The sequence below is a fragment of the Dactylosporangium sp. NPDC049742 genome (assembly GCF_040674675.1).
Taxonomy (GTDB): domain Bacteria; phylum Actinomycetota; class Actinomycetes; order Mycobacteriales; family Micromonosporaceae; genus Dactylosporangium; species Dactylosporangium maewongense.
This window is the reverse complement of sequence record NZ_JBFANF010000006.1, coordinates 64,908-80,393: the sequence shown is the minus strand read 5'-3', so window position 1 is coordinate 80,393 and position 15,486 is coordinate 64,908. Positions and strand designations below refer to the sequence as shown.

At 67.5% G+C, this 15,486-nt stretch carries 11 protein-coding genes; all 11 read right to left on the bottom strand.

Going from position 1 to position 15,486, the window contains the following annotated elements; all coding sequences use genetic code 11:
- Nucleotides 1-2: 2 nt before the first annotated feature.
- Nucleotides 3-668, bottom strand: a complete 666-nt coding sequence (gene rplD / locus AB0J72_RS10565; RefSeq protein ID WP_354890827.1) for a 50S ribosomal protein L4 — start codon at nucleotides 666-668, stop codon at nucleotides 3-5.
- A complete protein-coding gene (rplC, locus tag AB0J72_RS10560) occupies nucleotides 665-1,336 on the bottom strand; it encodes a 50S ribosomal protein L3 (RefSeq protein ID WP_360557892.1) in 672 nt (223 codons plus the stop codon). Before rplC ends, rplD begins: the two co-directional genes overlap by 4 nt.
- Before the next feature lie 11 nt (nucleotides 1,337-1,347).
- The gene (gene rpsJ / locus AB0J72_RS10555) at nucleotides 1,348-1,656 is read right to left on the bottom strand and encodes a 30S ribosomal protein S10 (protein ID WP_018347762.1); all 309 of its coding nucleotides are present in this window, start codon (nucleotides 1,654-1,656) and stop codon (nucleotides 1,348-1,350) included.
- Between the two features lie 341 nt (nucleotides 1,657-1,997).
- Nucleotides 1,998-3,191, bottom strand: coding sequence for an elongation factor Tu (gene tuf, locus AB0J72_RS10550; protein WP_344501837.1), 1,194 nt, complete (start codon nucleotides 3,189-3,191; stop codon nucleotides 1,998-2,000).
- 130 nt (nucleotides 3,192-3,321) lie between these two features.
- The gene (gene fusA / locus AB0J72_RS10545) at nucleotides 3,322-5,421 is read right to left on the bottom strand and encodes an elongation factor G (protein WP_363397279.1); all 2,100 of its coding nucleotides are present in this window, start codon (nucleotides 5,419-5,421) and stop codon (nucleotides 3,322-3,324) included.
- 47 nt (nucleotides 5,422-5,468) lie between these two features.
- A complete protein-coding gene (rpsG, locus tag AB0J72_RS10540; protein WP_033357670.1) occupies nucleotides 5,469-5,939 on the bottom strand; it encodes a 30S ribosomal protein S7 in 471 nt (156 codons plus the stop codon).
- 1 nt (nucleotide 5,940) lies between these two features.
- Nucleotides 5,941-6,315: a 30S ribosomal protein S12 gene (rpsL, locus tag AB0J72_RS10535; RefSeq protein ID WP_033357671.1), complete on the bottom strand. Its 375-nt coding sequence runs from the start codon at nucleotides 6,313-6,315 to the stop codon at nucleotides 5,941-5,943.
- Nucleotides 6,316-6,682: 367 nt separating this feature from the next.
- On the bottom strand, nucleotides 6,683-7,126 hold the full coding sequence (locus tag AB0J72_RS10530; RefSeq protein WP_363397275.1) for a hypothetical protein: 444 nt from the start codon (nucleotides 7,124-7,126) through the stop codon (nucleotides 6,683-6,685).
- Nucleotide 7,127: 1 nt separating this feature from the next.
- Nucleotides 7,128-7,463, bottom strand: a complete 336-nt coding sequence (locus AB0J72_RS10525) for a hypothetical protein (RefSeq protein ID WP_360557886.1) — start codon at nucleotides 7,461-7,463, stop codon at nucleotides 7,128-7,130.
- 76 nt (nucleotides 7,464-7,539) lie between these two features.
- Nucleotides 7,540-11,427: a DNA-directed RNA polymerase subunit beta' gene (locus tag AB0J72_RS10520; protein WP_344501841.1), complete on the bottom strand. Its 3,888-nt coding sequence runs from the start codon at nucleotides 11,425-11,427 to the stop codon at nucleotides 7,540-7,542.
- An 83-nt stretch (nucleotides 11,428-11,510) separates the two neighbouring features.
- A complete protein-coding gene (locus AB0J72_RS10515; protein WP_344501842.1) occupies nucleotides 11,511-14,936 on the bottom strand; it encodes a DNA-directed RNA polymerase subunit beta in 3,426 nt (1,141 codons plus the stop codon).
- Nucleotides 14,937-15,486 lie beyond the last annotated feature (550 nt).

Sequence of the window (15,486 nt, the reverse complement as noted above, 5' to 3'; positions counted from 1 at the left end):
GATCAGGCCTCCTCTGTGGTCTCGGCGGCGTCGGCAGCGCCGGCGGCCGGCACGCCGAGGAACTCGTCCAGCGCCGCGGTCGTGAAGATGACCTGGTCGGCGAGGAGCACGTCGTGCGTGTTGAGCTGGTCGGCGACCAGGAGGTGCACCGACTGCTCGTTGCGCAGGCTCAGCCAGTTGGCCTCGTCGTCGCGCGGGAGGACCACGAGGACCCGGCGCGCGTCGGTGATGCCGCGCAGCACCTTCAGGGCGTCCTTGGTCTTCGGGGTGTCGCCGCTGATGAAGTTCTCCACGACGTGGATGCGACCCTCGCGGGCCCGGTCGGAGAGCGCGCCACGCAGGGCGGCGGCCTTCATCTTCTTGTTCACCCGCTGGGTGTAGTCACGCGGCACGGGGCCGTGCGTGACGCCACCGCCGGTGAACTGCGGCGCGCGGATCGAGCCCTGACGGGCCCGGCCGGTGCCCTTCTGCTTGTAGGGCTTCTTGCCACCGCCGGACACCTCCCCGCGGGTCTTGACCTTGTGCGTGCCCTGGCGGGCCGCGGCGAGCTGCGCGACGACGACCTGGTGCAGCAGCGGGATGCTGGCCTGCGCGTCGAAGATGTCGTCCGGCAGCTCGACGGTGCCGTTGGTGGCGCCGTCAGCCGTCTTGATGTCAACGGTGGTCACTTGGTGATCCCACCTTTCTGCGCCTTCACCGCGACCTTGGCGGCGCTCCGCAGCAGCACGAGGCTGCCCTTCGGACCGGGGACCGCACCCTTGATGAGGATCAGGCCCTGCTCCAGCTCGACCGCCTGGACGGTCAGGTTCTGCACGGTGAAGCGCGCCCCACCCATGCGGCCGGCCATCTTCACGCCCTTGAAGACGCGACCCGGGGTCGCGCAGGCGCCGATGGAGCCGGGCGAGCGGTGCTTGCGCTCGACACCGTGGCTCGCGCGGAGGCCGTGGAAGCCGTGCCGCTTCATGACACCGGCGTAGCCCTTGCCCTTGGTCCGGCCGGTGACGTCGATCCGCTGGCCGGCGGCGAAGAGGTCCGCGGTGATCTCCTGGCCGAGCGAGTACTCGCCGGCGTCGGTGGTCCGCAGCTCGACGACGTGCCGACGGGGAGCGACGTCCGCCTTGGCGAAGTGGCCCGACCGCGGCTTGTTGACCTTGCGCGGGTCGATCTGGCCCCACGCGAGCTGGACCGCGGAGTAGCCGTCGTTGTCAGCCGTGCGCACCTGGGTCACGACGCACGGGCCGGCCTGCACCACAGTCACCGGGACGACCTTGCCGTTGTCCCAGATCTGGGTCATGCCGAGCTTCTCACCCAGGATGCCCTTGACTTGCCTGTCCATAAGTCCGGTCCCTACAGCTTGATCTCGATGTCGACACCAGCCGGCAGGTCGAGCCGCATGAGCGAGTCAACCGTCTTCGGGGTCGGGTCGATGATGTCGATCAGACGCTTGTGCGTGCGCATCTCGAAGTGCTCGCGCGAGTCCTTGTACTTGTGCGGCGAGCGGATCACGCAGTAGCGGTTGATCTCAGTGGGCAGCGGCACCGGCCCAGCGACCTGAGCCCCGGTGCGCGTGACCGTCTCGACGATCTTCCGCGCCGAGGAGTCGACGACCTCGTGGTCGTAGGCCTTGAGCCGGATGCGGATCTTCTGTCCCGCCATGGTGGCTTCAGTTCCCTCTCTCATGCGAGGTCTCTCGACCTCGCGGAACCCCGAAGGGTCCGGTGCCGCCTATTTGGTTTGTCCGACCCCCGCGGTCGGGCGTGTCGCGGCCAAGGGCCAGGCTCCGCCGCCGACGTCCTTCGCAGGACCGCTGGTGGCGCAGGAGACCTACCCCAGGGCGTGCCACGCCCGGTTCGCGGAGGTGAGCGCCAGTCGCTTGGACTGACGCCGCGCGGAAGCGGTCGAGACTTCTCATTGAGCAGTCTCGACCGCCCCGCGACGCAACCCGACCATTATGCCGCATGACTTGCGACAAAGTGAAATCGGGGTGCTTCAGGTCCTTACTTGAGGATCTTCGTCACACGGCCGGCGCCGACGGTGCGGCCACCCTCGCGGATCGCGAAGCGGAGGTTCTCCTCCATGGCGATCGGCTGGATGAGCTGCACGGTCATGCCGGTGTTGTCGCCGGGCATGACCATCTCGGTGCCCTCGGGCAGCGTGACGACGCCGGTGACGTCCGTGGTACGGAAGTAGAACTGCGGACGGTAGTTCTGGAAGAACGGGGTGTGCCGGCCACCCTCCTCCTTGGAGAGGATGTAGACGGTCGCCTCGAACTCGGTGTGCGGGGTGTTGCTACCCGGCTTCACCACGACCATGCCGCGCTCGACGTCCTCGCGCTTGATACCACGCAGGAGCAGGCCGACGTTCTCACCGGCGCGCGCCTCGTCGAGGATCTTGCGGAACATCTCGATGGCGGTGCAGGTGGTCTTCATCGACTTGGCCTTGATGCCGACGATCTCGACTTCCTCGTTCGGCTTGAGGATGCCACGCTCGACACGACCGGTGACGACGGTGCCACGACCGGTGATCGTGAAGACGTCCTCGACGGGCATGAGGAACGGCTTCTCGGTCTCACGCTCGGGCTGCGGGATCGCGCTGTCCACGGCGCCCATGAGCTCCATGAGGGCGTCCGACCACTTCGGGTCGCCCTCGAGGGCCTTCAGGGCCGAGACGCGCACGACCGGCGCGTCGTCGCCGGGGAACTCCTGGCTCGACAGGAGCTCACGGACCTCGAGCTCGACGAGCTCCAGGAGCTCCTCGTCCTCGACCATGTCGCTCTTGTTCAGCGCCACCACGATGTAGGGCACGCCGACCTGACGGGCCAGCAGCACGTGCTCGCGGGTCTGCGGCATGGGGCCGTCGGTCGCTGCGACCACCAGGATCGCGCCGTCCATCTGCGCGGCACCGGTGATCATGTTCTTGATGTAGTCGGCGTGGCCCGGGCAGTCAACGTGGGCGTAGTGCCGGGCTTCGGTCTGGTACTCGACGTGCGCGATCGAGATCGTGATGCCGCGGGCCTTCTCCTCCGGCGCCTTGTCGATCTCGTCGAACGGGGTGTAGGGGTTCACGTCCGGCATGCGGTCGTGGAGCACCTTGGTAATGGCCGCCGTCAGCGTCGTCTTCCCGTGGTCGATGTGACCGATGGTGCCGATGTTGACGTGCGGCTTAGTCCGCTCGAACTTCGCCTTCGCCACTGGTGTCCTCCTGTGGACTTCTGGTTCGCGGTGCGTCGACGCCTGAAGCGTCGACGCACCCTGTCGACTTGGGTCTGGCGGCTGAAGCCTTCAGGCCCGCTGATGCAGCCTCGCGGCCGCGGACCGGGAACTACTCCCCGGTCGCCTTCGCGATGATCTCCTTGGCGACGTTCGCGGGAACCTCGGCGTAGGAGTCGAACTGCATCGAGTAGCTCGCCCGGCCCTGGGTCTTCGACCGCAGGTCGCCGACGTAGCCGAACATCTCCGACAACGGCACCGTGGCGCGGACGACACGGGCACCGCCGCGCTCCTCCATCGCCTGGATGGTGCCACGCCGGGAGTTGAGGTCGCCGATCACGTCACCCATGTTCTCTTCCGGGGTGGTGACCTCGACGGCCATCAACGGCTCGAGGAGAGCGGGGGTAGCCTTGCGGGCCGCCTCCTTCATCACCATCGAACCAGCGATCTTGAACGCCATTTCCGACGAGTCGACCTCGTGGTACTGCCCGTCGAGCAGCGTCAGCTTCACGCCCACCATCGGGTAGCCCGCGAGCACGCCGTACTGCATCGCGTCCTGGGCGCCGGCGTCGACCGAAGGGATGAACTCCTTCGGGATGCGACCGCCCGAGACCGCGTTGACGAACTCGTACGTCGGGCCGTCCGCCGTCACCTCGAGCGGCTCGAGCTTGACGATGACCTTCGCGTACTGACCCGAACCACCGGTCTGCTTCTTGTGCACATAGTCGATCTTGTCGACGATGCCCTTGATGGTCTCGCGGTAGGCCACCTGCGGCTTGCCGATGTTGGCCTCGACGCTGAACTCGCGGCGCATCCGGTCGACCAGGATGTCCAGGTGCAGCTCGCCCATGCCGGCGATGATGGTCTGCCCGGTCTCCTCGTCGTTCTTGACGCGGAAGGTCGGGTCCTCCTCGGCCAGCCGCTGGATGGCGGTGCCCAGCTTCTCCTGGTCGGCCTTGCTCTTCGGCTCGATGGCGACCTGGATGACCGGCTCCGGGAAGGTCATCGACTCGAGGATGACCGGGTGGGCCGGGTCGCAGAGGGTGTCACCCGTGGTGGTCTGCTTGAGACCCTGCACGGCGATGATGTCACCCGCCTGAGCGCTTGGGCGCTCCTCACGCTTGTTCGCGTGCATCTGGTAGATCTTGCCGATCCGCTCCTTGCGGTCCTTGGTGGAGTTGACCACCTGGGAGCCGGACTCGAGCGTGCCGGAGTAGATGCGCACGTAGGTGAGCTTGCCGAGGTGCTTGTCCGTCTGGATCTTGAAGGCCAGGCCGGAGAACGGCTCGCTGTTGGACGGCTTGCGCAGCAGCGGCGTCTCGCCGTCGGTCGCCACGCCCTCGACGGCCGGGATGTCCAGCGGCGACGGCAGGAACTCCACGACGGCGTCGAGCATGGGCTGGACGCCCTTGTTCTTGAACGCCGAACCGCAGACGACCGGGTTGAGCTTGCCGGCGATGGTCGCCCGGCGGATCGCGGCCTTGAGCTCCTTGACGTCGAACGTCTCACCGTCCAGGTAGCGGACCATGATGTCGTCGTCGGTCTCGGACAGCGTCTCCAGGAGCTTGTCCCGGTACTCGTTGGCCTGGTCGACGAGATCCGCGGGGATCTCCTCGATGGCGTAGTCCTCACCCTTCTGGGTCTCGCCGCGCCACGTCAGCGCGCGCATCTCCAGCAGGTCGACGACGCCGATGTGGTCGCCTTCCAGACCGATCGGGATCTGCAGCACCAGCGGGGTCGCGTTGAGCCGGTCGACCATCATCTGCACGCAGCGGAAGAAGTCGGCACCGGTGCGGTCCAGCTTGTTGACGAAGCACATACGCGGGACGTTGTACTTGTCGGCCTGCCGCCAGACGTTCTCGGTCTGCGGCTCCACGCCGGCGACGCCGTCGTAGACCGCCACGGCACCGTCCAGGACCCGCAGCGACCGCTCGACCTCGACCGTGAAGTCGACGTGGCCGGGCGTGTCGATGATCTGGATGACGTGGCCCTTCCACTCGCACTTCGTGGCGGCGGAGGTGATGGTGATGCCCCGCTCCTGCTCCTGCTCCATCCAGTCCATGACGGCTGCGCCCTCGTGGACCTCACCGATCTTGTACGTGATACCGGTGTAGAAGAGGATGCGCTCGGTCGTCGTCGTCTTACCGGCGTCGATGTGCGCCATGATGCCGATATTGCGGACCTTGGCGAGGGCAGCGTCTACGGCAGCCACTTCGAATCCCTACTTCGCTCTCGTCGGATTGCTTGGTAAAGCGTCGCTTACCAGCGGTAGTGCGCGAAGGCCTTGTTGGACTCCGCCATCTTGTGGGTGTCCTCGCGGCGCTTCACCGAAGCACCGAGCCCGTTGCTGGCGTCGAGCAGCTCGTTCATGAGCCGCTCCACCATGGTCTTCTCACGACGGGCGCGCGAGTAGGTGACCAGCCAGCGCAGGCCCAACGTCGTCGCCCGGGGAGGGCGCACCTCGACCGGCACCTGATAGGTCGCGCCACCGACGCGGCGGCTGCGGACCTCGAGGGTCGGCTTGACGTTGTCCATCGCGCGCTTCAGCGTGACGACGGGGTCCGTGCCCGACTTCTCCCGGCAACCCTCGAGGGCGCTGTAGACAACGCGCTCGGCGAGCTGACGCTTGCCCTCGACCAGGATCTTGTTGATCAGCTGGGTGACGAGCAGGGAGTTGTAGACCGGGTCCGCCACCAGGGGCCGGCGCGGCGCGGGGCCTTTACGCGGCATGTCAGCTCTTCTCCTTCTTCGCGCCGTACCGGCTGCGAGCCTGCTTGCGGTTGCGGACACCCTGAGTGTCCAGCGAACCACGGATGATCTTGTACCGGACGCCGGGGAGGTCCTTCACACGGCCACCACGGACCAGCACGATCGAGTGCTCCTGAAGGTTGTGACCGACACCGGGGATGTAGGCCGTCACCTCGATACCGTTGCTCAGTCGCACGCGGGCCACCTTGCGCAGGGCCGAGTTCGGCTTCTTCGGCGTGGTGGTGTACACACGCGTGCAGACGCCACGCCGCTGCGGGCTGCCCTTGAGCGCCGGCGTCTTGGTCTTGCTCAGCTTCGCCTGGCGGCCCTTGCGGACCAGCTGCTGGATCGTAGGCACTGGGCCTGTCTCCCTTCGGCCTCGCGGCCGCACGTCTTCTTCTTCGCTGTCTCCACGGCGTGACCGGCACCCGCGGTCGGGCGTGTCGCCCGCCGCGCGAACCCGGTCCAAGAAGTGCCAACCGGGTTTCGCGGTTTGCGTCCACCCTCAACCCGCGGAGGCGGGCCGTTGTGGACGCACGCACGAGTTGCCCGGCAAAGCCGGGCACGAGGGGAAAGAGTACCCACCGTGAGGACGCTGGTCAAAATCGACGGCTCGGCCCCATGACGGAACACTCTTCACACCAAGAGTACCTGGTGTCTGATCCGTCCGTCCCGGGGGTCGCGTTCTCGGCGTCGGGGCCGGTCAGCGGCGCTCTCAAGGGCGCTCACGGGCTCGTCGAGGTGGCCGCGGCCACGAAGGCCAGCAGCAGGGACAGCACGCCGACGCCCGCGCCGGTGGATCCCAGGACCACCCCGGTGATCGCCATCCCGCGGCCGCTGACCAGCCGGCCCGCCTGGCGGACCTGGCGCATCCCGAAGACGCCGAGGCCGATCGCGCCGAGGCCGAGGAACACGGCCAGCACGGTGAACGCGCCGCCGGCGAGCGGGCCCCACCCCTCGGGCGCGCCGAGCAGGCCGAGGCAGCCCACGAAAAGGCCGACGAAGACCGATGCGATGCCGGCGACGAGACTGCCGATGGCGGGGCCGCTCGGGGTCGCCTGAACGAGGGGGTAGGCCACCCCGAAGGGGGTCCCCTGGACGACGTCGACCCGCATGCCCTGCTGCGCGACGGGCTGGGCCGGCGGCTGGTGCTGGTAGGGGTAGGTCACGTCAGTTCACCAGCGGGTCGAAGTCGGTGCCGCGGCCCCGGGCATAGGCCAGCAGGCCCAGGATCGCCAGGACGACCAGTGTGGCGATCGACAGCACGATGCCGGTCCAGGCGAGCCGCACGCCGTTGCGGAGCCTCCTGGCGCCCAGCAGGAAGCCCTCCGCGGCCACCAGCTCCCGGTGCGACTGCCGGGCCAGCAGCAGCGCCAGGGTCGCCGGGATCGCCCCGCCGAGGAACGGCCCGGTCACCACCGACAGCAGGCCCAGCCCGAACACGGCCGAGGCCTTGGTGGCGCGGACCGGGTCGGGGTCGAGCGGATGGCGCGTCGAGGACGTCACCACCCGAGCCTATCCGGTGCACGGGAAGAGGGCGGGGCCCCGTGGGGTCCCCGCCCTCTTCGTCGTCCGGTGGTGCTTAGCGGAAGGAGCCCAGGTCGAAGTCGTCCAGGGGGACCGCCTGCCCGCTGGCCGGGCCGAAGCCGTAGTCGGCCTCCGGGTAGCCGGTCATCGAGTAGACCTTCGCCTTCGCCTCCTCGGTCGGCTCGACCCGGATGCTGCGGTACTTGCTGATGCCAGTACCGGCCGGGATGAGCTTGCCGATGATGACGTTCTCCTTCAGACCGATCAGCGAGTCGCTGCGCGCGTGGATCGCCGCGTCGGTCAGCACCCGGGTCGTCTCCTGGAACGAGGCCGCGGACAGCCACGACTCCGTCGCGAGGGACGCCTTGGTGATACCCATGAGCACGGGACGGCCGGCCGCCGGCTCGCCGCCCTCGGCGACGACGCGACGGTTCTCCGCCTCGAAGAGCGCACGGTCGACCAGCACACCGGGCAGGAACTCGGTGGAGCCGGAGTCGATGACCGTGACCCGCTTGAGCATCTGCCGGATGATGATCTCGATGTGCTTGTCGTGGATGAGCACGCCCTGCGAGCGGTACACCTCCTGGACCTCGGACGTCAGGTGGACCTGGACCGCCCGGGGACCCATGATGCGCAGCAGCTCGTGCGGGTCGATCGTGCCCTCGGTGAGCTTCTCGCCGACCTCGACGTGCTCGCCGTCCTGGTAGCGCAGCTTGACGCGCCGGCTGAGCTTGTCGTGGACGATCTCCTCGCTGCCGTCGTCCGGCACGATGATGATCTTCCGCATCCGCTCGCCGTCCTCGATGCGCACGCGACCGGGGGTGTCGGCGATGGGCGCCTTACCCTTCGGCACGCGGGCCTCGAAGATCTCCTGCACACGGGGCAGACCCTGGGTGATGTCCTCACCCGCGACACCACCGGTGTGGAAGGTACGCATCGTCAGCTGCGTGCCCGGCTCACCGATCGACTGGGCGGCGATGATGCCGACCGCCTCGCCGACGTCGACGGTCTTGCCCGTGGGCAGCGACCGGCCGTAGCAGGCGCCACAGACGCCGAGCTTCGACTCGCAGGTGAGCACGCTGCGGACGCGGACGGTCTCGGTCCCGGCGGCGACCAGCAGGTCGACCGTGATCGAGTTGATGTCCGTGCCGCGCTCGGCGACGAGCTTGCCGTCCTTGTCGCGGACGTCGTCGGCGAGGGTACGGGCGTGCACGCCCGTCTCCGCGTGCTGGTGGATCCGCATGACGCCGTCGTGCAGCTCGCCGACCGTCATCGGGATGGCGCGGTCGGTGCCGCAGTCCTCCTCGCGGATGATGACGTCCTGCGACACGTCGACCAGACGACGGGTCAGGTAACCCGAGTCGGCGGTCCGCAGCGCGGTGTCGGCCAGACCCTTGCGGGCACCGTGCGTGGAGATGAAGTACTCCAGCACGGACAGACCCTCCCGGTAGCTGGCCTTGATCGGCCGCGGGATGATCTCACCCTTCGGGTTGGCCACCAGGCCACGGATCGCGGCGATCTGGCGGAGCTGGAGCAGGTTACCGCGGGCGCCCGAGTTGATCATCTTCCACAGCGGGTTCTCCTGCGGCAGCGCGCTTTCCATCTCCTTGGCGACCTCGCCGGTCGCCTTGGTCCAGATCTCGATGAGCTCGCCGCGGCGCTCCTCGGCCGTCATGAGACCGCGCTGGTACTGCTTGTCGATCCGCTCGGCCTCCTTCTCGTAGCGCTCGAGGATCTCGCGCTTGCGAGGCGGCTGGATGACGTCCTCCATGCCGATGGTGACGCCGGACCAGGTGGCCCAGTGGAAGCCGGCCAGCTTGAGCGCGTCCAGGGTCGCCGCGAGGGAGACCTTCGGGAAGCGCTCGGCGAGGTCGTTGACGATCGCCGACAGCTGACCCTTGCGGATCTCGTAGTTGACGAAGCGGTACCCCACCGGGAGCGTCTCGTTGAAGAGCACCCGGCCGAGGGTCGTCTCGACCGTGACCGTGTCGCCGGACTGCCAGCCCTCGGGGGCCTCCCACGGCTGGCCGGAGGCGCCGTTGTCGACCCCGATGATGCCCCGGAGCCGGATCTTCACCGGTGCCTGCAGGTGCAGCTCGCCGTTGTCGAACGCCATCCGCGCCTCGGCGTCGGAGCTGAAGGTGCGCCCCTCGCCCGTCAGGCCCTTCTGGATGTGCGTCAGGTGGTACAGGCCGATGACCATGTCCTGGGTGGGCATGGTGACCGGCTTGCCGTCGGCCGGCTTGAGGATGTTGTTGCTGGACAGCATGAGGATGCGGGCCTCGGCCTGCGCCTCCGCGGACAGCGGCACGTGCACGGCCATCTGGTCGCCGTCGAAGTCGGCGTTGAAGGCGGTGCAGACGAGCGGGTGGATCTGGATGGCCTTGCCCTCGACCAGCTGCGGCTCGAAGGCCTGGATGCCCAGGCGGTGCAGGGTCGGCGCGCGGTTGAGCAGCACCGGGTGCTCCGCGATGACCTCCTCCAGCACGTCCCACACGACCGGACGCTGACGCTCGACCATGCGCTTGGCCGACTTGATGTTCTGCGCGTGGTTGAGGTCCACCAGGCGCTTCATCACGAACGGCTTGAACAGCTCCAGCGCCATCTGCTTCGGCAGGCCGCACTGGTGCAGCTTGAGCTGCGGGCCGACGACGATGACCGAACGGCCGGAGTAGTCGACGCGCTTGCCCAGCAGGTTCTGACGGAAGCGACCCTGCTTGCCCTTGAGCATGTCGGACAGCGACTTCAGCGGCCGGTTGCCCGGGCCGGTGACGGGACGACCGCGGCGGCCGTTGTCGAACAGCGCGTCGACGGCCTCCTGCAGCATCCGCTTCTCGTTGTTGACGATGATCTCCGGGGCACCCAGGTCGATCAGGCGCTTGAGCCGGTTGTTGCGGTTGATCACGCGCCGGTACAGGTCGTTCAGGTCGCTGGTGGCGAACCGGCCACCGTCGAGCTGCACCATCGGACGCAGGTCCGGCGGGATGACCGGGACGCAGTCCAGGACCATGCCCAGCGGCGAGTTGGCGGTGTTGAGGAACGCCGCGACGACCTTCAGCCGCTTGAGGGCCCGGATCTTGCGCTGGCCCTTGCCGCTGCGGATGGTCTCGCGCAGCGACTCGGCCTCGTCGTCGAGGTCCAGGTTCTCCAGCAGCGCCTTGATCGCCTCGGCACCCATGGCGCCGGTGAAGTACTCACCGAACCGGTCGCGCAGCTCGCGGTAGAGCAGCTCGTCGGTGATGAGGTTCTTGCGGTCCAGCTTGCGGAACGTGTCCATGACCTCGTCGAGACGGTCGATCTCACGCTGCGCGCGGTCCCGCATCTGGCGCATCTCGCGCTCGCCGGACTCCTTGACCTTGCGGCGCACGTCGGCCTTCGCACCCTCGGCCTCGAGCTCGGCCAGGTCCTGCTCCAGCTTGGCGGCGCGCTTCTCGATCTCCGAGTCGCGGGCGTTCTCCGCCTGGCGCTTCTCCGCCGAGACCTCGTTCTCGAGGGTGGCGAGGTCGCGGTGGCGGGCCTCCTTGTCGACGCTGGTGATCACGTACGACGCGAAGTAGATGATCTTCTCGAGGTCCTTCGGCGCCAGGTCGAGCAGGTAGCCGAGCCGGCTGGGCACGCCCTTGAAGTACCAGATGTGCGTGACCGGGGCGGCGAGCTCGATGTGGCCCATGCGCTCGCGGCGGACCTTGGCACGGGTCACCTCGACGCCGCAGCGCTCACAGATGATGCCCTTGAACCGGACCCGCTTGTACTTGCCGCAGTAGCACTCCCAGTCCCGGGTCGGACCGAAGATCTTCTCGCAGAAGAGCCCGTCCTTCTCCGGCTTCAGGGTGCGGTAGTTGATCGTCTCGGGCTTCTTGACCTCGCCGTGCGACCACTGGCGGATGTCGTCGGCAGTGGCCAGACCGATGCGCAGTTCGTCGAAGTAGTTGACGTCGAGCACTTCGTCTATGTCCTCACGATTCAGTTGCTCGGGTAATTGCTAGGTCGTGGAGCGGGCGCCTTCGCGGGGCGCCCGCCCACGGATCAAACTTCCTCGACGCTGCTCGGCTCACGCCGGGAGAGGTCGATGCCGAGTTCCTCGGCGGCGCGGAACACCTCGTCGTCCGTCTCGCGCATCTCGAGGGCCACACCGTCGCTGGAGAGCACCTCGACGTTCAGGCACAGCGACTGCAGCTCCTTGAGGAGCACCTTGAAGGACTCCGGAATGCCCGGCTCCGGGATGTTCTCGCCCTTGACGATCGCCTCGTAGACCTTGACGCGTCCGAGGACGTCGTCGGACTTGATCGTCAGCAGCTCCTGCAGCGCGTAGGCGGCGCCGTAGGCCTGCATCGCCCAGCACTCCATCTCACCGAAGCGCTGACCACCGAACTGCGCCTTACCACCCAGCGGCTGCTGCGTGATCATCGAGTACGGGCCGGTCGAGCGGGCGTGGATCTTGTCGTCCACCAGGTGGTTGAGCTTGAGGATGTAGATGTAGCCCACCGCGATCGGGTCCGGCAGCGGCTCACCGGAGCGGCCGTCGAACAGCCGCGCCTTGCCGCTGGCACCGATGAGCTGGTTGCCGTCCCGGTTGGGCAGCGTGCTGCTCATCAGGCCGGCGATCTCTTCCTCCTTGGCGCCGTCGAAGACCGGGGTCGCGACGTTGGTGTCCGGCTCGGACTCCCCCGCGTTGATGGCCTTCAGCGCCCGCTTCCACTCGGTGTCGTCACCGTCGATCTTCCAGCCTGTCTTGGCCACCCACCCCAGGTGGGTCTCCAGGACCTGGCCGATGTTCATCCGGCTCGGCACACCGAGCGGGTTGAGCACGATGTCGACCGGGGTGCCGTCCTCGAGGAACGGCATGTCCTCGACCGGGAGGATCTTCGAGATGACGCCCTTGTTGCCGTGGCGGCCGGCGAGCTTGTCGCCGTCCTGGATCTTCCGCTTCTGGGCCACGTAGACGCGCACCAGCTCGTTGACGCCCGGGGACAGCTCGTCGCCGTCCTCCCGGCTGAACGTGCGCACGCCGATGACCGTGCCGGTCTCGCCGTGCGGCACCTTGAGGCTGGTGTCGCGCACCTCGCGGGCCTTCTCACCGAAGATCGCGCGGAGCAGGCGCTCCTCCGGGGTCAGCTCGGTCTCACCCTTGGGGGTGACCTTGCCGACCAGGATGTCGCCGGTCACGACCTCGGCGCCGATCCGGATGATCCCCCGCTCGTCGAGGTCGGCGAGCATCTCCTCGCTGACGTTCGGGATGTCGCGGGTGATCTCCTCCGGCCCCAGCTTGGTGTCGCGCGCGTCGACCTCGTGCTCCTCGATGTGGATCGAGGTGAGGACGTCGTTCTGCACCAGCTTCTGGGACAGGATGATGGCGTCTTCGTAGTTGTGACCCTCCCAGGGCATGAACGCCACGAGCAGGTTGCGCCCGAGCGCCATCTCGCCCTCGTCGGTGCACGGACCGTCGGCGATGACCTGCCCCGCCTCGACCCGGTCGCCCTCGAAGATCACCGGCTTCTGGTTGACGCAGGAGCCGGAGTTGGAGCGGCGGAACTTGTGCAGCAGGTAGGTCCGGCGGTGGCCGTCGTCCTGGTGGATCGTCACGTAGTCGGCGCACATGTCCTCGACCACGCCGGCGACCTCGGCCACGACCACGTCACCGGCGTCGACGGCGGCACGGTACTCCATGCCGGTGCCGACGAGCGGTGCCTCGGCCTTGACCAGCGGCACCGCCTGGCGCTGCATGTTGGCGCCCATGAGTGCACGGTTGGCGTCGTCGTGCTCGAGGAACGGGATCATCGCGGTGGCGACCGAGGTCATCTGCCGCGGCGACACGTCCATGTAGTCGACCTGGTCGGCGGGGACGTTGTCGACCTCGCCGCCCTTCCGGCGGACGAGGATGCGGTCCTCGGCGAAGTTGCCGTCGCTCTTGAGCGGAGCGTTGGCCTGCGCCTTGACGAACCGGTCCTCCTCGTCGGCGGTCAGGTAGTCGATCTGGTCGGTGACCCGGCCGTCGACGACCTTCCGGTACGGCGTCTCGACGAAGCCGAACGGGTTGACCCGCGCGAACGTCGAGAGCGCGCCGATGAGACCGATGTTGGGACCCTCAGGGGTCTCGATCGGGCACATGCGGCCGTAGTGCGACGGGTGCACGTCACGGACCTCGAAGCCGGCCCGCTCACGCGACAGACCGCCCGGGCCGAGCGCGCTGAGGCGCCGGCGGTGGGTCAGGCCCGCGAGGGGGTTGGTCTGGTCCATGAACTGCGACAGCTGCGACGTGCCGAAGAACTCCTTGATCGCCGCCACGACGGGACGGATGTTGATCAGGGTCTGCGGCGTGATCGCCTCGACGTCCTGCGTCGTCATGCGCTCGCGGACGACGCGCTCCATCCGGGACAGGCCGACGCGGACCTGGTTCTGGATGAGCTCGCCGACCGTGCGCAGGCGCCGGTTGCCGAAGTGGTCGATGTCGTCGGCCTCGTAGCCCTCTTCGCCCGTGTGCAGGCGGCAGAGGTACTCGACCGTGGCGACGACGTCCTCTTCCGTCAGCACACCCTGGTTGATCGGGAGGTCCAACTCGAGCTTCTTGTTGAACTTGTATCGACCGACCTTGGCGACGTCGTATCGCTTCGGGTTGAAGAAGAGGTTGTCGAGGAGGGTCTGCGCGTTCTCACGCGTCGGCGGCTCGCCGGGGCGGAGCTTGCGGTAGATGTCGAGCAGGGCCTCGTCCTGGCCGGCGATGTGGTCCTTCTCGAGCGTCGTCATCATGAGCTCGGACCAGCCGAACTTCTCACGGATGCGCTCGGCGGACCAACCGATGGCCTTGAGCAGGACGGAGACGGCCTGCCGGCGCTTGCGGTCGATGCGGACACCGACGGTGTCGCGCTTGTCGATGTCGAACTCCAGCCAGGCACCCCGGCTCGGGATGACCTTGACGCTGGTGAGGTCGCGGTCGGAGGTCTTGTCCGGCTGCTTGTCGAAGTACACGCCCGGCGACCGGACGAGCTGGCTCACCACGACGCGCTCGGTGCCGTTGATGATGAAGGTGCCCTTGGGCGTCATCATCGGGAAGTCACCCATGAACACCGTCTGGCTCTTGATCTCGCCAGTGGTGTGGTTGGTGAACTCCGCCGTCACGAACAGCGGCGCGCAGTAGGTGAGGTCCTTCTCCTTGCACTCCTCCATGGGAGCCTTGACCTCGTCGAAGCGGGGCGCGGAGAACGACAGGGACATCGTGCCGGAGAAGTCCTCAATGGGACTGATTTCATCGAGGATCTCCGCCAGCCCGGAACGGGCGTGCGGATCACCGGCCGAGCGGCTCTGCCACTTCTCGTTGCCAACCAACCAGTCGAACGAGTCGGTTTGGATGGCAAGGAGGTTGGGAACCTCAAGGTGTTCGGTGATCCTGCCGAAGGAGACCCGGCGGGGAGCGTATGCGCTCGAACTGGTCTTCGCAGGGCGGGAAGCTGCCAAGATGCGTCCTTCCGAGGACCGGTGGTGCAGACAGGCCGTTTCGCGTGCAGCCTGACGACCCCCGATGCAAAGTGCCCACGAAGAGGCACTCCACGCCAGAGGTGAAGTCAGAAGACAGCGCAAACTAGCAGTGTAGCCGAAAGGCTAACCGCTGTCGAGCGGCCCCGTGCACGATGTTTCAACGATCTTTTTTGAAGATCGCTGTTCCACCGGCCGAGCCGCTCGCGTCGGTCGAGGCCTGGGGCTCATCGGCCGATGTGCGCTGAACCGGACCCAAGAAGGATCGGGGCACATCTGTCGGGCCACCGGCCGCCGCGTCCGCGGAAGGCAGTGCCTGATTAGCGTGCCTGCCACCAGGTCATCGCGTCAAGGGTTCCCACGCGCGTCGGGCCACCGTGACGGAAATCTCGCACTCCGATCACAAGGTGTTGTGGTGGCCACCCCTAGATCTTGGGTCCTTACACACAAAGAGGCGGGCGCCCGGGTTCCCGCGGGCCCCCCCCAGTGGGGGCAATTTAATGTTGGTTAACATTGGGCCCCCCGGGATAGG